This is a genomic window from Duganella rhizosphaerae (assembly GCF_040364205.1).
In the GTDB taxonomy this organism is placed as follows: domain Bacteria; phylum Pseudomonadota; class Gammaproteobacteria; order Burkholderiales; family Burkholderiaceae_D; genus Rugamonas; species Rugamonas rhizosphaerae.
Map to the genome: position 1 here is coordinate 284,257 of NZ_BPWK01000007.1, position 19,998 is coordinate 304,254.

The 19,998-nt window shown below is 64.4% G+C and carries 15 protein-coding genes; 12 read left to right on the plus strand and 3 right to left on the minus strand.

Features of this window, described 5'->3' with window-relative positions; genetic code table 11:
• Window positions 1-8: 8 nt before the first annotated feature.
• The 5 genes from RUGAMON1_RS17410 to RUGAMON1_RS17430 all read left to right on the plus strand — a co-directional run bounded on the left by RUGAMON1_RS17410 (window position 9) and on the right by RUGAMON1_RS17430 (window position 7,146).
• Complete coding sequence (locus RUGAMON1_RS17410; RefSeq protein WP_445231686.1) at window positions 9-2,732, plus strand: molybdopterin-dependent oxidoreductase; 2,724 nt, start codon at window positions 9-11, stop codon at window positions 2,730-2,732.
• Window positions 2,733-2,783: 51 nt separating this feature from the next.
• Window positions 2,784-4,154 (plus strand): glutamine synthetase family protein, encoded by a 1,371-nt coding sequence (locus RUGAMON1_RS17415; protein WP_445231687.1) that lies wholly within the window; start codon window positions 2,784-2,786, stop codon window positions 4,152-4,154.
• 105 nt (window positions 4,155-4,259) lie between these two features.
• Complete coding sequence (locus tag RUGAMON1_RS17420; RefSeq protein ID WP_445231688.1) at window positions 4,260-5,381, plus strand: ABC transporter ATP-binding protein; 1,122 nt, start codon at window positions 4,260-4,262, stop codon at window positions 5,379-5,381.
• A 14-nt stretch (window positions 5,382-5,395) separates the two neighbouring features.
• Entirely contained in the window at window positions 5,396-6,304 is a 909-nt protein-coding gene (locus RUGAMON1_RS17425; protein WP_445231689.1) for an ABC transporter permease subunit, read from the plus strand.
• Complete coding sequence (locus RUGAMON1_RS17430) at window positions 6,301-7,146, plus strand: ABC transporter permease (RefSeq protein WP_116992094.1); 846 nt, start codon at window positions 6,301-6,303, stop codon at window positions 7,144-7,146. The genes RUGAMON1_RS17425 and RUGAMON1_RS17430 overlap by 4 nt, the downstream gene beginning before the upstream one ends.
• Here the strand turns inward: RUGAMON1_RS17430 and RUGAMON1_RS17435 are convergent.
• Together RUGAMON1_RS17435 and pdxR are read right to left on the minus strand one after the other, a co-directional pair.
• Window positions 7,143-8,288, minus strand: a complete 1,146-nt coding sequence (locus RUGAMON1_RS17435) for an MFS transporter (protein ID WP_445231690.1) — start codon at window positions 8,286-8,288, stop codon at window positions 7,143-7,145. The two genes, RUGAMON1_RS17430 and RUGAMON1_RS17435, sit on opposite strands and share 4 nt — an antisense overlap.
• Window positions 8,285-9,796, minus strand: a complete 1,512-nt coding sequence (pdxR, locus tag RUGAMON1_RS17440) for a MocR-like pyridoxine biosynthesis transcription factor PdxR (RefSeq protein ID WP_445231691.1) — start codon at window positions 9,794-9,796, stop codon at window positions 8,285-8,287. Before pdxR ends, RUGAMON1_RS17435 begins: the two co-directional genes overlap by 4 nt.
• A gap of 75 nt (window positions 9,797-9,871) precedes the next feature.
• On the opposite strand from pdxR, the gene RUGAMON1_RS17445 reads away from it, so the two are divergent.
• From RUGAMON1_RS17445 to RUGAMON1_RS17475, 7 genes are read left to right on the plus strand one after another with little or no spacing between them, the layout of a single operon-like run.
• Window positions 9,872-10,624, plus strand: a complete 753-nt coding sequence (locus RUGAMON1_RS17445) for a gamma-glutamyl-gamma-aminobutyrate hydrolase family protein (protein WP_445231692.1) — start codon at window positions 9,872-9,874, stop codon at window positions 10,622-10,624.
• 19 nt (window positions 10,625-10,643) lie between these two features.
• Window positions 10,644-12,014, plus strand: coding sequence for a glutamine synthetase family protein (locus RUGAMON1_RS17450; RefSeq protein ID WP_116992097.1), 1,371 nt, complete (start codon window positions 10,644-10,646; stop codon window positions 12,012-12,014).
• A gap of 22 nt (window positions 12,015-12,036) precedes the next feature.
• Window positions 12,037-13,488: an aspartate aminotransferase family protein gene (locus RUGAMON1_RS17455; RefSeq protein WP_445231693.1), complete on the plus strand. Its 1,452-nt coding sequence runs from the start codon at window positions 12,037-12,039 to the stop codon at window positions 13,486-13,488.
• A 20-nt stretch (window positions 13,489-13,508) separates the two neighbouring features.
• Window positions 13,509-14,996: an aldehyde dehydrogenase gene (locus tag RUGAMON1_RS17460; protein WP_445231694.1), complete on the plus strand. Its 1,488-nt coding sequence runs from the start codon at window positions 13,509-13,511 to the stop codon at window positions 14,994-14,996.
• A complete protein-coding gene (gene glnT, locus RUGAMON1_RS17465; RefSeq protein WP_445231695.1) occupies window positions 14,978-16,357 on the plus strand; it encodes a type III glutamate--ammonia ligase in 1,380 nt (459 codons plus the stop codon). The genes RUGAMON1_RS17460 and glnT overlap by 19 nt, the downstream gene beginning before the upstream one ends.
• A gap of 9 nt (window positions 16,358-16,366) precedes the next feature.
• Window positions 16,367-17,704, plus strand: a complete 1,338-nt coding sequence (locus tag RUGAMON1_RS17470) for a glutamine synthetase family protein (RefSeq protein WP_445231696.1) — start codon at window positions 16,367-16,369, stop codon at window positions 17,702-17,704.
• 2 nt (window positions 17,705-17,706) lie between these two features.
• A complete protein-coding gene (locus tag RUGAMON1_RS17475) occupies window positions 17,707-19,068 on the plus strand; it encodes an aspartate aminotransferase family protein (protein ID WP_445231697.1) in 1,362 nt (453 codons plus the stop codon).
• Here the strand turns inward: RUGAMON1_RS17475 and panB are convergent.
• Window positions 19,065-19,916, minus strand: coding sequence for a 3-methyl-2-oxobutanoate hydroxymethyltransferase (panB, locus tag RUGAMON1_RS17480; protein WP_445231698.1), 852 nt, complete (start codon window positions 19,914-19,916; stop codon window positions 19,065-19,067). The genes RUGAMON1_RS17475 and panB overlap by 4 nt on opposite strands.
• Window positions 19,917-19,998 lie beyond the last annotated feature (82 nt).

The window sequence follows — 19,998 nt, forward strand, 5'->3', positions numbered from 1 at the left end:
GAAGCATCTTGAACCTGTCCACTGACCATCTAGCAGTACGCACCACCTGCGCCTATTGCGGCGTCGGTTGCGGTGTGCAGGCCACGCCCAAGGCCGACGGCACGATCGCCATCGCCGGCGACAAGCTGCATCCCGCGAACAAGGGCCGCCTGTGCGTCAAGGGTTCGGCGTTGGGCGAGACGACCGGCCTCGAAGGCCGCCTGCTGTATCCGCAAGTGCGCGATGCGGATGGCTTGCGCCGCGTGTCGTGGGATGCCGCGTTGGACAAGGTCGCCGACGGCTGGCGCGCCATCATCGCCGAGCATGGCCCGGACGCGGTGGCGCTGTACGTCTCCGGCCAGCTGCTGACCGAGGACTACTATGTCGCCAACAAGCTGATGAAGGGCTACATCGGCAGCGCCAATATCGACACCAATTCCCGGCTGTGCATGTCGTCGGCGGTGGCCGGCTACAAGCGCGCCTTCGGCGAAGACCTGGTGCCGCTGTGCTACGACGACCTGGAACTGGCCGACATGGTGGTGCTGGTCGGCTCCAACACCGCGTGGTGCCATCCGATCCTGTTCCAACGCATTCTCAAGGCCAAGGAAAGCCGGCCGGAGATGAAGATCGTCGTCATCGATCCGCGCCGCACCGCGACCTGCGAGCTGGCCGACCTGCACCTGCCGGTCAAGGCGGGCACGGACGTGTGGCTGTTCAATGGTTTGCTCAGCTACCTGGCGCGCATCGGCGCGGTCGATCCGGCGTTTGTCGGTCACCATACCAATGGACTGGATGCGGCGCTGGAAACGGCCAATGTCGATTGCAGCGATCCCGCCGCCGTGGCGAAGATCTGCCGCATCGAACTGCCGGTGCTGATGGAGTTCTACGAATCGTTTGCCTCCACGCGCAAGACCATTACCGCATTCTCGATGGGCGTCAATCAATCGTCGGCCGGAACCGACAAGGTCAACGCCATCATCAACTGCCACCTGATCGGCGGCCGTATCGGCAAGCCGGGCATGGGGCCGTTCTCGATCACCGGCCAGCCTAACGCGATGGGCGGGCGCGAAGTGGGCGGCCTGGCCAATATGCTGGCCGCGCACATGGACCTGGACCGCGCCGATCACCGTGAAGTGGTGCAAACCTTCTGGGATTCGCCGGCACTGGCCGCCAAGCCGGGCCTGAAGGCGGTCGACCTGTTCCAGGCGATTGAAGCGGGCAAGGTCAAGGCGGTGTGGGTGATCGCCACCAATCCGCTGGTCAGCATGCCGGACGCGGACCAGGTGCGGCGCGCGCTGGAGAAGTGCGAGCTGGTGGTCGCCACCGATATCATGCAGAACACCGACACCAACGCCTACGCCGACGTGCTGCTGCCGGCACTGGGCTGGGGTGAAAAAGACGGCACCGTCACCAATTCCGAGCGCCGCGTGTCGCGCCAGCGCGCCTTCCTGCCGGCGCCGGGCGAAGCGCTGCCGGACTGGAAGATTCTGTCGCTGTTCGCGCAGCGCATGGGTTTCGGCGGCTTCGATTTCTACGGCCCCCAGGGCGTGTTCGACGAACATGCGCGCCTGAGCGGCTTCCGCAATGCTATCGGCGACGTGCCGCGCGCCTTCGACATGTCCGGCCTGTCCGGCCTCAATCAACGCGAATACGACGAACTGGAACCCACCCAGTGGCCGGTGCGCCGCACCGCATCGGGCGAGCTGCAAGTCGAGGCCCGCCTGTTCAAGGACAACGTCTTTGCCCATGCCGACGGCAAGGCGCGCTTCATCGCCACCGCCACGCGCGCGCCGGCCAACGCCATTTGCGAAGACTTCCCGCTGACGCTCAACACCGGCCGCGTGCGCGACCAGTGGCACACCATGACGCGCACCGGAAAATCCGCCACGCTGGCCGACCACATCGCCGAATCCTTCGTCGACATCCACCCGCAGGACGCACTGCTGCACGGCGTGCGCGAGGGGGAACTGGCGCGCGTCAGCTCCGCATGGGGTGCGATGGTGGCACGGGTGCAGCACGGCGGCGGCATCCCGCGCGGCAGCGTATTCATTCCTATCCACTGGTCGGGCCAGACCTCGTCCGATGCGCGGGTCGGCGCCCTGGTCAACCCGGTGGTCGATCCGGTGTCCGGCGAGCCGGAATTCAAACACACGCCGGTGCGTATCGAGCAGTTCCGCGTGAACTGGCATGGCTTCATCCTGAGCCGGACCGAAATGAATCTCGACAGCGTGGCCCACTGGACGCGCATCCAGGGCCGCGAATTCGCCCGCTACGAGCTGGCCGGCCGCAATACGATCAAGGACTTTGGCGGCTGGGCGCGCGAGCTGCTGGGTGTTGCCGACTTGGACGCCGACTGGCTCGAATACGAAGACCGCACCGCCGGCGTGTACCGCGCCGTGCATGTGGTGAACGACCGCATCGAACAATGCATCTTCCTGTCGCCGCGCCAGGACATGCCATCGCGCGCCTGGCTGGCCAGCCTGTTCGTCAAGGATCTGCTGAGTGAGATCGACCGTGTCGGCCTGCTGGTGGGCATGCCGGTCGAGAAGGGCGCCGATACCGGTCCTACCGTGTGCTCCTGCTTCGGCGTGGGCCGCAACACGATCTGCAACGCCATCATCGAAAAGGACCTGAAAACGGTGCCCGAAGTGACGGCCTGCCTGAAAGCCGGGGGTAATTGCGGCTCCTGCGTGCCGGAGATCAAAAAGATTCTTGTGCAAACCCGCGTGGAGGCAGAGGAAGAAAGGTTGTAAACATGGTAAATTAGACCATCGATCGCTTGATCATGACTACCGAGAGCGAACATGTCTATCCGTGAAAATTTCTCCGATGCCGATATGGACCAGTGGCTCAACGAGAACCGAGTCACTGAAATCGAATGCCTGGTGCCCGATTTGACGGGCGTGGCGCGCGGGAAGATCCTGCCGCGCGCCAAATTCACCCAGGAGCGCGGCATGCGCATCCCCGAGGCGGTGCTGGGCATGACCGTCACCGGCAACTACCCGACCGAGAACGCGGCCTACGACCGCGCCATCTCCTCCACCGACCGCGACATGATCCTGCGCGCGGACCCGGGCAGCATCACCACCGTCCCCTGGGCCATCGACCCGACCGCGCAGGTGATCCACGACTGCTACTTCGCCGACGGCACGCTGGTCGATTTCGCCCCGCGCTCGGTGCTGCGCCGGGTGCTCAAGCTGTATGCCGACAAAGGCTGGCAGCCGGTGGTGGGCCCGGAGCTGGAGTTCTACCTGACCGAGAAGAACATCGATCCCGACTTGCCGCTGAAGGCGCCGGTGGGCCGCAGCGGCCGCGCCGAGACCAGTCGCCAGGTCTACAGCATCGACGCCGTCAACGAATTCGATCCGCTGTTCGAGGATATCTACGACTACTGCGCGCTGATGAACCTTGACGTCGACACGCTGATCCACGAAACCGGCGCCGGTCAGATGGGCCTCAACTTCCAGCACGGCGACGCGTTGGCGCTGGCCGATAACGTCTTCTACTTCAAGCGCACCTTGCGCGAGGCGGCCCTCAAGCACGATATGTACGCCACCTTCATGGCCAAGCCGATGGCGGGAGAGCCCGGATCGGCGATGCACGTGCACCAGAGCGTGAGCGACGCCGCCACCGGCCGCAATATCTTCAGCGCGGCGGACGGTTCGCCGTCGGCCCACTTCCGCCACTACATCGGCGGCCTGCAGCGCTACACGCCGTCGGTGATGGCGATCATGGCGCCGTATGTGAACTCCTATCGCCGCATCGTGCGCCACACGGCCGCGCCGATCAACATCCAGTGGGGCATCGACAACCGCACCGTGGGCTTCCGCATCCCGATATCGGGCGTCGAGCAGCGCCGGGTGGAGAACCGCATCATCGGCGCCGACGCCAATCCCTACCTGGCGATGGCGGTGACGCTGGCCTGCGGCTATCTAGGGCTGGTGGACCAGCTGGAGCCGACGCCAATGACCACCGCCAGCGCCTACGACCGGTTGTTCGAGCTGCCGCAAGGGCTGCCGCAGGCGCTGGAGCTGCTGCGACGCGAGGACCGGCTGCGCGATGTGCTGGGCGAGCGCTTCATCGACGTCTACACGGCGATCAAGGAACTGGAGCATCAGGAGTTCATGACCGTCATCAGCCCGTGGGAGCGGGAGCACCTGCTGTTGCATGTGTGATTTCGTCATTTATAATCACGGGTTCGACCAAGCGCGCGGCCAGCGGTCGGCCTAATTTTCACGGGTTTTCCCGTATATTATTGATATCATTTATATTTTAATAACATGACCCAAGAGCGAGAACCCTTCCTGCTGATCCGCAACCTGGTTAAGGAATTCGACGGCGTCCGCGCCGTCAACGATGTGTCGGTGGCGATCAACAAGGGCGAGATCTTTGCGCTGCTGGGGAGTTCCGGCTGCGGCAAGTCCACGCTGCTGCGCATGCTGGCCGGTTTCGAGACGCCGACCCAGGGCCAGATCACGCTGGGCGGCAAGGACATCGTTGGCGTGCCGCCGTACGAACGCCCGATCAACATGATGTTCCAGTCCTATGCACTGTTCCCGCACCTGTCGGTATGGGACAACATCGCCTTCGGCCTGCGCCGCGACGGCCTGCCGAAGGACGAAATCGCCGCCCGCGTGGAGCAGATGCTGGCGCTGGTGCAGCTGACCGCCTACGGCAAACGCAAGCCGCACCAGCTGTCCGGCGGCCAGCAGCAGCGCGTGGCGCTGGCGCGCAGCCTGGCCAAGCGTCCGCAGTTGCTGTTGCTGGACGAGCCGCTGGGCGCCCTGGACAAGAAGCTGCGCGAACGCACGCAGATGGAACTGGTCGGCATCATCGAGGAGGTGGGCGTGACCTGTGTGATGGTCACCCACGACCAGGACGAGGCCATGAGCATGGCGACCCGCATCGCCGTGATGAGCGAAGGCCGCATCCTGCAGGTGGGCGCGCCGGGCGAAATCTACGAAACCCCGAACTGCCGCTTCGTCGCGGACTTTATCGGCAGCGTCAACATGTTCAACGGCGCCGTGGCGGTCGATGAACCGGCGCACGTCATCATCGAAACGCCGGAAGGCCGCCACTATGTCACCCACGGCATCACCGGCACGATGGGCATGGAAGTGTCGGTCGCGGTGCGGCCGGAGAAAATCGCCTTGCAGGCGGAGGCGCCGACCGCGGCGCAGCGCGCCAGTGCCAGCGAGGACGGCTACAACTGCGTGCAGGGCGTGATCACGGCGATGGCCTACTTCGGCAACGAGACGCAGTACCACGTGCGCCTCGACAGCGGCATGACGCTCAAGGTCTCGCGCACCAACGCGGCCCGCCATGAAGATTCGGCGCTCAAGCGCGACCAGCGTGTCTACGCCTGGTGGGACGGCGCGGACGTCGTCGTGCTGACCAGCTAAGGCGGAGCGCAGCCATGAAATTTCTCAAGAACCTGCTGACGGGACGCTGGATCACCGGCCGCAACCTGGTGATCGGCGTGCCTTTCCTGTGGCTGACGGTGGCCTTCCTGGTGCCGTTCCTGATCGTGATGCGCATCAGCTTCACCGAGGCGGACACCGGCGGCAATCCCTTCGGCACCTTGATGACGATGGCCGACGGCGTCATCACGCTCAAGGTCAAGATATCCAACTACCTGTTCATCGCGCAGGACGAGCTGTATGCCTTGACCTATCTGAACTCGATCAAGTTCGCCGCCATCACGGCCGCGCTGTGCCTCATCATCGGCTACCCGTTCGCCTACTTCATGGCGCGCGCCAAGGCGACGGTGCGCCCGGTGCTGCTGATGCTGGTGATGATGCCGTTCTGGACCTCCTTCCTGCTGCGCATCTACGCGTGGAAGGGCATCCTGGCCAACAACGGCATCCTGAACCACTTCCTGATCAGCATAGGCGCCATCCCGGAGCCGCTGCATCTGATGAACACGCAGTTCTCGCTCATCATCGGCATGGTCTACGCCTACCTGCCGTTCATGATCCTGCCGCTGTACGCCAACCTGGTGAAGATGGACCTGCGCTTCCTGGAGGCCGCGGCCGACTTGGGCGCGACGCCGATGCAGGCGTTCTGGCGCATCACGGTGCCGCTGTCGAAGTCCGGCATCATCGCCGGCACCATGCTGGTGTTTATCCCGGCGGTGGGCGAGTACGTGATCCCGGAACTGCTGGGGGGGCCGGAAACGCTGATGATCGGCCGTCAGCTGTGGGACGAGTTCTTCACCAATAACGACTGGCCGCTGGCGTCCTCGGTGACGGTGGTGGTGATTCTGCTGATCCTGGTGCCGATGGCGATCTTCAATAAATACAAGGCAGAGGAGGACCGCCCATGAAAGGACATTCCAATTTCGTGCAGCGCTGGTTCGGGCGCGGCTGGCTGTCGCTGGGCTATCTGTTCCTCTACCTGCCCATCGTGGTGCTGGTGGTGTTCTCGTTTAACAGCTCGCGCCAGGACATGGTGTGGAGCGGCTTCTCGACGCAGTGGTATGCGGCGTTGATGGAGGATACGGAGATCATCAGTGGTTTCGGCCTGTCGCTGCGCATCGCGCTGCTGACGGCTTGCAGTTCGGTGGTGCTGGGGACGTTCGCGGCGTTTGTGCTGAACCGCTACCAGCGCTTCGCCGGCCGCACGTTGTTCTCGGGCATGGTCAGCGCGCCGCTGGTGATGCCGGAGGTGATCATCGGCCTGTCTCTGCTGCTGATGCTGGTGTCGGTGCAGAAGGCCTTCGGCTTCCCGGAGCGCGGCCTGGTGACGATCTGGCTGGGCCACACCCTGTTGGGCATGGCCTATGCGGCGGTGGTGGTGCAGTCGCGCCTCCAGGAAATGAACAAGTCGCTGGAGGAAGCGGCGATGGATCTCGGTTGCCGTCCGTACCAGGTGTTCTTCCTGGTGACGCTGCCGAACATCACGCAGGCGCTGGGTTCCGCGTGGCTGCTGACGTTCACGCTGTCGCTGGACGACGTGGTGCTGTCGGCCTTCCTGTCCGGCCCCGGCTCGTCGACCATGCCTATCGTGATCTTCTCGCGCGCGCGCCTGGGCCTGGACCCGCGCGTGAACGCGGTGGCGGCGTTGACCATCCTGGTGGTGTCGATCGGCGTGATCGCATCTAGCCTGTACATGGCGCGCAGCGAACGCCTGCGCCAGAAGCAGGTGGCCGCCGCAGCCAAGGGTTAGTCTACATAGCCCTGTTTGTATTCCCACCAGGCGCAGGCGACGAAAATCGCTGCGCCGCACCACAGCACCGCCGGTAGCGCATTGATGCCGGCGGTCTGCATCAACAGACCGGTCACCAACGGCCCGCCGCTGCTGGTCATTCCCCAGCTGGCATTGACCACGGCGCTGGCCGCGACCAGCGATTGCCCCTGGAAGCGCGCGCCGCACGCCACCAGCGACAGCATGTAGATCGCCCCCGCCACAGCGCCCAGCATCAGCAGCAGTATCCACCATAGCCACGGCGTGCCCGCCGCGAACGGCAGCAGCGGCAGCAGCACGCACACCGCGATGCCGCAGCCGGTGTGCACGCGCCTGCGGCCCACATGGTCGGCCAGCCAGCCGAAGGCGAATTGCAACGCGGTGTCGCCGACCAGCACCACGGTGGCCGACAGCAGCGCCAGTTCGGTGAGCATGCCCTGGCGGATCGCGTACAGCGGCAGCAGGCTCAATGCCAGCGTGTCGAACAGCGCGAAGAAGGCCGCGCCGACGGCGATCATCGGCATGCGCGGCAGCACCGCACGCCAGGAGACGTGCGGCTCGTCTTCTTCGACCTGGCCGTCGTTGGAGATCAACGCCATGCCGGGTAGCGCGAGCAGGAACAGCGCACCGCAGGCGGCGAACGGCCACGCGACCTTGCCTTCCAATCCCGCCACTAGCGCAGGGCCTATCAGCTGGAACAGCGTGAACGCGGTGGTGTACATGGCCACCACGCGGCCGCGCGAATTGACCGGCGCAAGATGGTTGACCCATGCCTCGCCGATGGTGAACAGCACGCCCATGCAGGCGCCGAACACGAAGCGCAGCGCACCCCACAGCAGCACGTTGTCGGTCGCTTCCATCAATGCGGTGGACAGCGCGCCGATGGCGATGGCGCCTGTCATGCAGCCACGCGGCCCGTGGCGGGCCACCCAGCGCGAGACGAAGGGTGTCGCCGCCAGGATGCCGAAGGCGCTGGCGGCGGTGATGATGCCGATGATGTCGGTGCCGATGCCGCGCTGGTCCAGCCGCAACGCCGTCAGTGGAATGGTGGCGCCCAGCCCCAAGCCGACCACGCCGATGCTGCTGACCAGCGCGCAGAAGTCTCGCCAAGGCATGTGCTTCATGCTGGTACTCCCGCTTCGATCAGGTCCGCCAGGATGCGGCCGTAGTGGCTGATCTTCTCCGGCGTGCAGTAGGCGTAGCCGACCAGCAGCCCGCGCCTGGTCGGCTGCGCGAGGTAGTAGGTGGAGAGTGCCTTGACGCGGATGTCCGCTGCGGCGGCCGCCGCTTCCAGCGCCACGTCGTCGGCATCGTCGGGCAGCTGCACCACCAGATGCAGGCCGGATTCCTCGCTGGAGATGGTCACCTTGCCGCGCAGCCGGGGCGCGAGCTGCTGCACCAGCGTGCGGCGCAGCAGCTCGCGGCGGGCGCCGTAGGTCTGGCGTATCTTGCGGATGTGAGTGGTGAAGTGGCCCAACGCGATAAAGTCCGCCAGCACCGCCTGCACCGTCAACTGGCCGGGGCGCTGCAGGTCGTACAGCGCGCTCTTGAAGCCATCGACCAGCGCCGGCGGCACCACCAGGTAGCCGACCTTGATGCCGGGGTAGAGCACCTTGGAAAAGGTACCCATGTAAAGCACGCGGTCGTCGATGTCCAGCCCTTGCAGCGCCGCCAGCGGGCGGCCGGTGTAGCGGAATTCGCTGTCGTAGTCGTCCTCCAGTATCCATGCATCCTTGCGCACGGCGATGTTGAGCAGCTCGCGCCGGCGGGCCAGGCTCATGACGGAGCCGGTCGGATATTGGTGCGACGGCGTGGCGTAGATCAGGCGCGGCTTGGTGGCCAGGTCCGACTCCTTCAGCACCATGCCGTCGTCGTCGACCGCGATCGGATGCAGTTTCAGTTCGCGCGACTGGAACACGCGGCGCGCGCCCCAGTAGCCGGGATCCTCGACCCAGGCGGTGTCGCCGGCGTCGGCCAGCAGCTGCGCGCACAGGTCCAGCGATTGCTGTGTGCCGGCCGTGATCATCACCTGGTCCACCGTCACCTTCACGGAGCGCGACAAGCGCAGGTACTCGGTGATGGCCTGGCGCAGCGGCAGGTGGCCGCCGGACTGGCCGTAGTCCAGCAGTTCGGTGCGCGCCTCGCGCCAGATGCGGTTTTGCAGCCGCTGCCAAAGTTTGAACGGGAAGGACGAGAAATCGTCTTCGCCCGGTGCGAAAGGCTGGATCTCGAAGCGCGGACCGGCGGCAAAGCTGGTCAATTCGCGCCCCCGTCGTGACAACCGCGCCGGGCGGCCCTGCGGCGATCCGCGCGGCACCGGGCCGGAGCCGCGCATGCTGGCGCGTTGCGCCTGCAAGTCCGCCACGTAGGTGCCGCTACCCAGCTGGCTGGTGACATAGCCCTCGGCCGCCAGCTGCTCGAACGCGGCGATCACCGTGTTGCGCGAGATGCCCAAGTCGCGCGCCAGGTCGCGGCTGGACGGCAGTTTGCTGCCTGCGCCCAGCAACTGGCGGTGGATCGCACTCTTGGCGGCTTCGTACAAACGGCGCTGCTGCGGCAGGCGCGGATGGAAGCCGGATTGCGCCAATGTCTGGGCTAGCAGATCGGAAGTTGGGGAGGGCGGATGCGGCATGGGGTTCAAAGTGGTTCCATCAATTTTAAACAAGTGGCACTCACAATGATACCAAAATAGGCATATGATGAAGCTATGCACAGCCCAATTGTCATCGTTCCCGCCTGTGTGAACCAGATCGGCGCCCATGCCAATCACACAGCCCAATTCAAATATGTCGCCGCAGTGGCCGATGGGGCGGGCTGCACGCCGCTCATCATGCCCGCCCTGGGCGCGTCCACCGATTTTGAGACGCTGCTGGCGCTGGCCGACGGCGTCATGCTGACCGGTTCCCCATCCAATGTGCATGCCAGCCTGTATGGGCAGGAAGTACTGGAGCCGTCGCTGCCGCAAGACGCGGCGCGCGACGCCACCACGCTGCCTTTCATCCGGGCGGCGCTCAAGCGCGGCATACCGCTGCTGGCGATATGCCGCGGCTTCCAGGAAGTGAACGTGGCGCTGGGCGGCACGCTGCACCAGGCGGTGCACAACGTGGCCGGCATGGCCGACCACCGCGAGCGCAAGGACCAGCCGCTGGAGCAGCAATACGCTGCCTCCCATCGCGTGCGATTGGAGCCTGGCGGGCAATTGGCGCGCATATTGGAAGGTGCGTCCGAGATCATGGTCAATTCGCTGCACGGTCAGGGCATCGCCCAACTGGCGCCATCGCTGGTCGCGGAAGCTCGCGCCGACGACGGCCTGGTGGAAGCCTACCGCGTAGCAAACGCCAGTAGTTTCGCGCTCGCGGTACAGTGGCACCCAGAGTGGCGCCTGGCGGAGAATCCAGATTCCGTCAGATTATTCAAGGCCTTCGGCGAGGCCTGCCACAACTATAAAAATCAACGCTAGAAAACAAAGAGAGAAAACCATGGCAATCCGCGAAAATTTTACTTATACCGACATGGACCTGTGGCTCAACGAGAAGCACGTCACCGAAATCGAATGCCTGGTCCCCGACTTGACCGGCGTGGCACGCGGGAAGATCCTCCCGCGCGGTAAGTTCACCCAGGAGCGCGGCATGCGCATCCCCGAAGCGGTGCTGGGCATGACCGTAACCGGCAACTGCCCGGTGGAAGACGCAGGCTACGACCGCGCCATCTCCACCACCGACCGCGACATGATCCTGAAGGCCGATCCGACCACCATCACGATGGTGCCGTGGGCCACCGACCCGACCGCGCAGGTCATCCACGACTGCTACTTCTCCGACGGCCGCCTGGTCGATTTCGCGCCGCGCTCCGTGCTGCGCCGCGTACTGAAGCTTTACGCCGACAAGGGCTGGAAGCCAGTGGTCGCACCGGAACTGGAGTTCTACCTGACCGCCAAGAACAGCGATCCCGATCTGCCTTTGAAACCGCCTATCGGCCGCAGCGGCCGCGCGGAAACCAGCCGCCAGGTCTACAGTATCGACGCGGTGAATGAATTCGATCCACTGTTCGAAGACATCTACGACTACTGCGACCTGATGAACCTCGACGTCGACACGCTGATTCACGAAATCGGCGCCGGCCAGATGGAGATCAACTTCCTGCACGGCGATCCGCTTGGCCTGGCCGACAAGGTGTTCTTCTTCAAACGCACCCTGCGCGAAGCGGCGCTCAAGCACGACATGTATGCCACCTTCATGGCCAAGCCGATGGCGGGCGAACCGGGTTCCGCGATGCACGTGCACCAGAGCGTGGTCGATGCCAAGACCGGCAAGAACATCTTCAGCGCCGAAGACGGTTCGGCCGCGCCGATCTTCAAGCACTACATCGGCGGCCTGCAACGCTACATGCCGTCGGCGATGGCGATCGTTGCGCCTTACGTGAACTCGTACCGCCGCATCGTGCGCCACACGGCGGCGCCGATCAACATCCAGTGGGGCATGGACAACCGCACCGTCGGTTTCCGCGTGCCGGAATCGGGTGTGCAGGATCGCCGCGTGGAGAACCGCATCATCGGTGCGGACGCCAATCCCTACCTGGCGCTGGCGGTCACGCTGGCTTGCGGCTACCTCGGCATGACCGAGCAGCTGGAGCCGACGCCGATGACCGTCGGCAGCGCGTATGACTTGATGGTCGAACTGCCGCAAGGTTTGCCGGAAGCGCTGCAACTGCTGCGCGGCGAGGACAAGCTGCGCAGCGTCCTGGGTGACCGCTTCATCGACGTCTACTCCGCCATCAAGGATCTGGAGCACCAGGAATTCATGACCGTCATCAGCCCGTGGGAGCGCGAGCACCTGCTGCTGCACGTCTGATCATTTCGAGATAGGAGCCATCATGTCGAACAATTCATTGGCGCCAAGCGCCGCATTGGTCGCGTCGGTCAAGGCCGCCGCGCGCCCGGAAGTGTATGACACCGCCGCCATCCAGAAGCTGGACACGGCCCACTATATGCACCCCTTCACCGACCACAAGGCGCTCGGCGAAAAGGGGGCGCGCGTGATGGTGCGCGGCGAGGGCATCTATCTGTGGGACTCGCAGGGCAAGAAGGTATTGGACGGCATGTCCGGCCTGTGGTGCGTCAACGTCGGCTACGGCCGCACCAGCATTTCGGAAGCGGTGTACAAGCAGATGGAGACGCTGCCGTTCTATAACAGCTTCTTCAACACCACCAATATCCCGGCGGTGGAGCTGGCGGCCAAGCTGGTGAAGATATCGCCGCCGCAGTTCAACCACGTCTACTTCACCGGCTCCGGCTCGGAAGGCAACGACACCAATCTGCGCATGGTGCGCCGCTATTGGGACGTGTTGGGCTACAAGGAGCGCCACACCATCATCAGCCGCCACAACGCCTATCACGGCAGCACCGTGGCCGGCGCGTCGCTGGGCGGCATGGACGGCATGCACGCGCAGGGCGGCTTGCCGATTCCCGGCATCGTGCATATCGGCCAGCCGAACTACCTGGAATCCGGGCGCGGCATGACGGAGGACGAATTCGGCATCGAAGCCGCATCGTGGCTGGAGAAGAAAATCCTGGAGGTCGGTCCCGACAAGGTCGCGGCCTTCATCGGCGAGCCGATACAGGGCGCGGGCGGCGTGGTGATCCCGCCGGCCACTTACTGGCCGGAGATCCAGCGCATCTGCGACAAGTACGGCATCCTGCTGATTGCCGATGAGGTGATCTGCGGCTTCGGCCGGCTGGGCAAGTGGTTCGCGTCCGAGCTGTTCGGCATCAAGCCGGACCTGATCACCTTTGCCAAGGGCGTCACCTCCGGCTACGTGCCGCTGGGTGGTGTGCTGGTTGGCGACCGTGTGGCCAATGTGCTGATCGAGCAGGGCGGCGAATTCAATCACGGCTTCACCTACTCCGGCCATCCGGTGGCGTGCGCGGCGGCTCTGGAGAATATCCGCATCATCGAAGAAGAGAAACTGGTCGAGCGCGTCGGCAATGAGACCGGGCCGTATCTGAAAAAGCGCTTTGCCGAGCTGGCGGATCATCCGCTGGTTGGCTATGCTGATAGCTGTGGCTTCGTCGCGGGCCTGAACCTGGTGCGCGTCAAGGGCGCGACCGTGCACGAGAACGTGCCGTTCGACGAGGAGCTTGCGGTGGGCATGGTCTGCCGTGGCTACATGTTCAACAATGGCATGATCATGCGCGCCGTCGGCGACCGCATGATCATCGCGCCGCCGCTGGTGATGAGCTGTGCGCAGATCGACGAAATGATTGCGCTGATCCGCCACTGTCTCGACCTGACCTACGCCGACCTCCAGCAGCGCGGCTGGCTGTAAATCCTGAAGTGGAGACGAATATGACGACAACATCCTGGCACGAGCGGGCGAGCAGCCTGCAAATCGACGGCCGCGCCTTCATCGGTGGCGAGCGCGTTTGGGCCAAATCCGAACAGCAGTTTGAAAACCTGTCGCCGATCGACGGCCGCAAGCTGGGCATGGTGGCGCGTTGCGACGGCGCCGATGTCGACCTGGCGGTGGCTGCGGCACGCGCGGCATTTGAAGACCGTCGCTGGGCCGGAAAATCGCCGGCGCAGCGCAAGCGCACACTGATCAAGTTCGCGGACCTGGTCCAGAAGCATGGCCCGGAACTGGCGCTGCTTGAAACTCTCGACATGGGCAAACCGATCAAGTACAGCCAGAGCGTGGACGTGGGTGCGACCGCCAATTGCCTGCGCTGGTACGGCGAGGCGATCGACAAGATCTATGACGAGATCGCGCCGACAGCGGCCAACAGCCTGGCGCTGATCACGCGCGAGCCGGTCGGCGTGGTGGCGGCCATCGTGCCGTGGAACTACCCGATGATCATGGCCGCGTGGAAGATCGCGCCGGCGCTGGCCGCCGGCAACAGCGTGGTGCTCAAGCCGTCCGAGAAGTCGCCATTGACGGCGCTGCGGCTGGCGGAGATCGCGCTGGAGGCGGGCATTCCGCCGGGTGTGTTCAATGTGCTGCCGGGTTACGGCCACGAAGCCGGCGCCGCTCTGGGCTTGCATATGGATGTGGACTGCATCGGCTTCACCGGTTCCACCCGTGTCGGCAAGCAGATCTTGCAGATGGCCGGACAGTCCAACCTGAAGCGGGCATGGACTGAATTGGGCGGCAAGTCGGCGAATATCGTTTGCGCCGATTGCCCGGACCTGGACAAGGCTGTGGAAGCGGCCATCGGCTCCATCTATTTCAACCAGGGCGAGAGCTGCAACGCACCTTCGCGCCTGTTTGTGGAAGCGTCGATCAAGGACCAGTTCCTCGAAAAGGCGATGGCGATGATGCCCGCCTTCCAGCCCGGCGATCCGCTCGACGAGAACACCGTCATGGGCGCCATCGTCGATGCGACGCAATTGAAGACGGTGATGGGTTACATCGAAGCCGGCCAGTCGGGCGGCGCCAAGCTGCTGTCTGGTGGTCGCCAGGCGCGCACCGACACCGGCGGCTACTACGTCGAGCCGACGTTGTTCGACCAGGTCGACAGCAGCATGACCATCGCGCGCGAAGAGATCTTCGGGCCGGTGCTGTCGGTGCTGAGCTTTACCGACGTGAAGGACGCGGTCAAGCAGGCCAATTCCACGCCCTACGGTTTGCAAGCCGCCGTGTGGACGGCCGATATCAGCAAGGCGATCCAGACCGCGCGTGCGCTGCGCGCCGGCACCGTGCACGTCAATCAGTATGACGGCGACGACATCACCGTGCCGTTCGGCGGCTACAAGCAGTCCGGCAATGGCCGCGACAAGTCGCTGCACGCTTTCGATAAATACACCGAGCTGAAAACCACATGGATACAAATCGGCTAGACGGTACGGCGGCCCGTTCGACGGACGAATTACAGCGCGAGCTGGCCGCGAAAGGCGTGCGCTTCGTGTTCGCGCAGTTCACGGACATCCACGGCGCCGCCAAGGGCAAGCTGATACCGCTGGTGCATCTGGACGATATCGTCTCGCCGGGCGCGGGATTCTCCGGACCGTCGATCTGGGGCACGGGCTTGCCGCGCACCGGTCCGCGTTCGGAATATTATGGCCGCGCCGATCTCTCCACTCTGAAAGTCATGCCCTGGTTGCCTGGCTACGCGCGCGTGGCGCTGGATGGCCATGTGGCGGGCGTGCCTTTCGACGCTTGTCCGCGTCAGGTATTGCGCAAGCAGGTAGAGCGGCTGGCGCAACGCGGCTGGACCTTGAACGCTGGCCTGGAGCCGGAGTTCTTCCTGCTGCAAAAAGGCCCCAATGGCTATGACGCCGAAGCCGCCGATGCGCTGGAAAAGCCATCCTACGACACCAAGAGTTTGCTGCGCCGCCGAGGCTTCATCGAGAAATTGACTACGTCGCTGGACCAGTGCGGCCTGGGCGTGTTCCAGATCGATCACGAGGATGCGACCGGCCAGTTCGAAGTCAACTACAAGTACGCCGACGCGCTCAAGGCCGCCGATAACTTCATGCTCTTCAAAATGGCGGCGCAGCATATCGCAGAGGAAGAGGGGCTGCTGTTTTCGATGATGCCCAAGCCGTTCGCCGAGCGTCCCGGCAGCGGCCTGCATTTCCATTTGTCGCTGGCGAACGTCGCCGGTAAGCCCTTGTTCGCGCTGGGCGAAGAGAAAGAGCAGAACGGACGCGATCTCGGCCTGTCGTCGCTGGCCTACCACTTCATGGCAGGTCTGCTGCATCACGCGCCGGCACTGACCGCGTTGTGCGCGCCGACCGTCAATTCGTATAAACGATTAATGTGCGGACAGTCGCTGTCCGGCACCAGCTGGGCGCCGGCCTTCATCGGCTACGGCGACAACAATCGCACTACGGTGGCGCGCGTGGTCTACCAGCGTATCGAATGGCGTTTGCCGGACAGTTCGGCCAATCCCTATCTGGCGCTGGCAGGCGTAATCGCGGCGGGACTGGATGGCATCGACCGGGCGCTGGAAGCCGCAGAGCCGGTCAATCAGGATGTGTACGAAATGTCGGACGCTGCGCGTGCGGAGCTGGGACTGAAGGTGCTGCCGCAGAATCTAGGTGTAGCCGCCGCCGCGCTGAAGGCCGACACCATGCTGGCCGACGCGCTGGGCGCGGATGTCGTCAACGAGTTTGTGGCGCTGAAGAGCGCCGAATGGATCGAATACAGCCAACACGTCAGCGCCTGGGAAACCACGCGTTATCTCGACCGCTTCTAGGAGCAAGCGATGAGCCAGGCCATGAAGGATTTTCTGCGTGACCGCAATATTCACGAGGTGGAGTGCGTGATCGCCGACATGACCGGCATCGCTCGCGGCAAGATCCTGCCCAAGGACTTGTTCCTCAGCGAGGGCGAGATGCGCCTGCCCAAGAGCGTGTTGCTCAACACCGTCAACGGCGAGCAGCCCAATAACCTGCCCTACGTCGGCGCCACCGATCCCGACATGATCTGCGTGCCGGACCTGGCCACGCTGCGGCAAGTGCCATGGGCTGCGGAAAACGTCGCGCTGGTGATCCACGATTGCCAGAACTTCGACGGTTCGCCGGTAGGCCTTTCGCCGCGCGCGGTGCTGCGCAAGGTGCTCAAGCTGTACGAGGAGCGGGGCTGGCAGCCGGTGGTGGCGCCGGAGATGGAATTCTACCTGGTCGCGCGTAGCAGCGATCCACACCAGCCGCTCACTCCTCCACTGGGACGCAGCGGCAAGACGGAATCCGGCCGCCAGTCGTATTCGATCGACGCCGTCAACGATTTCGATCCCTTCTTCCTGGAGCTGTCCACCTTCTGCAAGCAGCACGAGCTGGGCGTGGAGACGCTTATCCACGAAGCCGGCGCCGGCCAGATGGAGATCAACTTCACGCACGGCGATGCGCTCGAACTGGCCGACCGCGTGTTCCTGTTCAAGCGCGCGGTGCGGGAGACGGCGCTGCGGCATGGAATCTTCGCCACCTTCATGGCCAAGCCGATGGAGACGGAACCCGGCAGCGCGATGCACATCCACCAGAGCATATTGGACGCCGCGAGCGGCGCCAACATCTTTAGCCGCGCCGACGGCGAAGCCAGCGATTTATTCTTCAACTATATCGCGGGACTGGAGCAGTATGCTGCTGCGGCCACGTTGCTGTTTGCGCCGCACGTCAATTCGTATCGCCGGCTGTCGCGCTTCATGTCGGCGCCGACCAATGTGCATTGGGGTTACGACAATCGCACCTGCGGCATCCGCATCCCGAACTCCGCGCCGCTCAACCGGCGGGTGGAGAACCGCGTGCCCGGCGTGGACGTCAATCCCTACCTGGCGATGGCCGCCACGCTGGCCTGCGGTTATCTCGGTATGACGCAAGGCTTGACGCCGTCGCCGCCAACCGCCGACAGCGCAGAGCATGTACACGACCAGCTGCCGCGCAACCTGGAGGACGCCATCCTGCGACTGCGCGAATGCCAGCCGCTGAGCGAGATCCTGGGCGAGTTGTTCGTGCAGGCCTTCTGCGAAGTGAAGGAGCTGGAATTCGCCACCTACAGCCGCGTGATCAGCTCCTGGGAGCGCGAGCACTTGATGCTGCTGGTGTGACCATGGCCGGCACCCGCGACGGATTGAACTGGCCCCGCGCGCAGGCGCTGGCCGCCGCCGAACGCGCCAGCTACATCGCGCGCAATCCCGAATCGGCGCGATTGGCGGGGCAGGCCGCCCAGCACCTGCTGTTCGGCGTGCCGATGCACTGGATGAATGACTGGTCCACGCCGTTCGCGCTGACGGTGCGCGAAGCATCGGGCGCACGCTTCCGCGACGCAGACGGCCATGAGTACATCGATTTCTGCCTCGGCGACACCGGCGCCATGTTCGGCCACGCGCCGCAACCGGTGGCGCAGGCGATAGCGCGCCAGGCCGCGCGCGGCTACACCGCCATGCTGCCGTCGGAAGACGCGGCGCCGGTGGCGGCGGAACTGGCGCGGCGTTTCGGCCTGCCGTACTGGCAGTTCGCGTTGTCGGCCTCGGACGCCAACCGCTTCGTGCTGCGCTGGCTGCGTGCCGCGACAGGGCGCAGCAAAGTGCTGGTCTTCAACGGCTGCTACCACGGCACGGTGGACGATGTGTTTGTCGATCTGGTCGACGGCGTGCCGACGCAGCGCGACAGCTTGCTGGGGCAGGTGCACAAGCTCACGGATCATACGGTGGTGGTGGAGTTCAACGACCTGCCGACGCTGGAAGCGGCGCTAAAGCAGGGCGACATCGCCTGCGTGCTGGCCGAACCGGTGATGACCAACATCGGCATGGTACTGCCGCAGCCGGGCTACTGGGAGGCTGTGCAACAGCTCATCAAGCGCCACGGAAGCCTGCTGGTGATCGACGAAACCCACACCATCAGCAGCGGCCCCGGAGGCTACGCGCAGGCGCACGGCATGCAGCCAGACGCGCTGGTGGTCGGCAAACCGATTGGCGGCGGCATCCCGTGTGCGGCCTATGGATTTACTGAGGAATTGGCGCGGCGAGTGGAGAAGGCCAAGTATGACGCGCCACCCGGCCACTCCGGCGTCGGCACCACGTTAAGTGCCAACATGTTCGCGATGGCCGCGATGCGCGCCAATCTGGAGCAGGTGATGACTGAGCAGGCCTACCAGCACATGTTCGCGCTGGCAGCCCAACTGGCGGAAGGCTTGCGCGCCGTGATCGCGCGCCACAAGCTTCCGTGGTGCGTAACCCAGATCGGCGCCCGCACCGAATTCCAGTTCACGCCCACGGCGCCGCAAAACGGCACGCAAGCGCAAGCGACACTGGACAGCGATCTGGAGCAGATCATCCACCTCTACCTGCTCAACCGCGGCCTGCTGATCACGCCGTTCCACAACATGCTACTGGTATGCTCCAGCACCAGCGAGAACGACATCAAGCAGCTGCTGGGCGCGTTTGACGACTGCGTTCAGCAACTCGTTTAGAAGCAGTGTTCCAGCGCCGGGAAGCTGCCGTCCTTGACGGCGGTGACGTAGGCGGTGACGGCGGCGTCGATGCTGGTCTGGCCTTCCATGAAGTTCTTCACGAAGCGCGCTTTGCGGCCCGGGAACACGCCCAGCAGATCGTGCATCACCAGCACCTGGCCCGAACAGTCAGGCCCCGCGCCGATGCCGATCGTCGGTATCGCCAGCAGCTCCGTCACTTCCTTGCCCAGTTGCGTAGGAATCGCTTCAAGCACCAGCAGCGAGGCGCCGGCCGCTTGCAGTTTCAGCGCGTCCGCCTTCAACAGGTCGGCGCTTTCGATGGTCTTGCCCTGCACCTTGTAGCCGCCCAGCTGATGCACCGATTGCGGGGTCAGGCCGAGGTGCGCGCACACCGGCACCGAGCGCTCGGTCAGGAAGCGCACGGTGTCGGCCAGCCAGGCGCCGCCTTCCAGCTTGACCATGTGGGCGCCGGCCTGGATCAGTTGCACCGCGTTGTTGAAGGCGCTTTCCGGCGTGGCGTAGGCGCCGAACGGCAAGTCGGCCACGATCATCGCAGATTTGCTGCCGCGCGCGACGGCGGCGGTGTGGTAGGCCACTTCGGCCACCGTCACCGGCAGCGTCGACTGGTGGCCATTGCAGACCATACCCAGCGAATCGCCGATCAGCAGGATCTCTACGCCGCAGCGGTCCATCAGCGAGGCGAAGCTGGCGTCGTAGCAGGTCAGCATGGTGATCTTTTCACCGGCCGCGCGCAGGGTTGCCAGCGTGGGTATGGTGACTGCCTTGTTGGCGACCGCTTTGGCCGGTGCAGGTGCGGTGGTGGCGGCAGGCTTTTGGCTCGCGGCCATTTCGTTTCCTTGCAAATAACCAGACATGGGAAATCCTTTAAAGATGTGATGGCACGGCGATAGTGTAGTCCTGAATGCTATC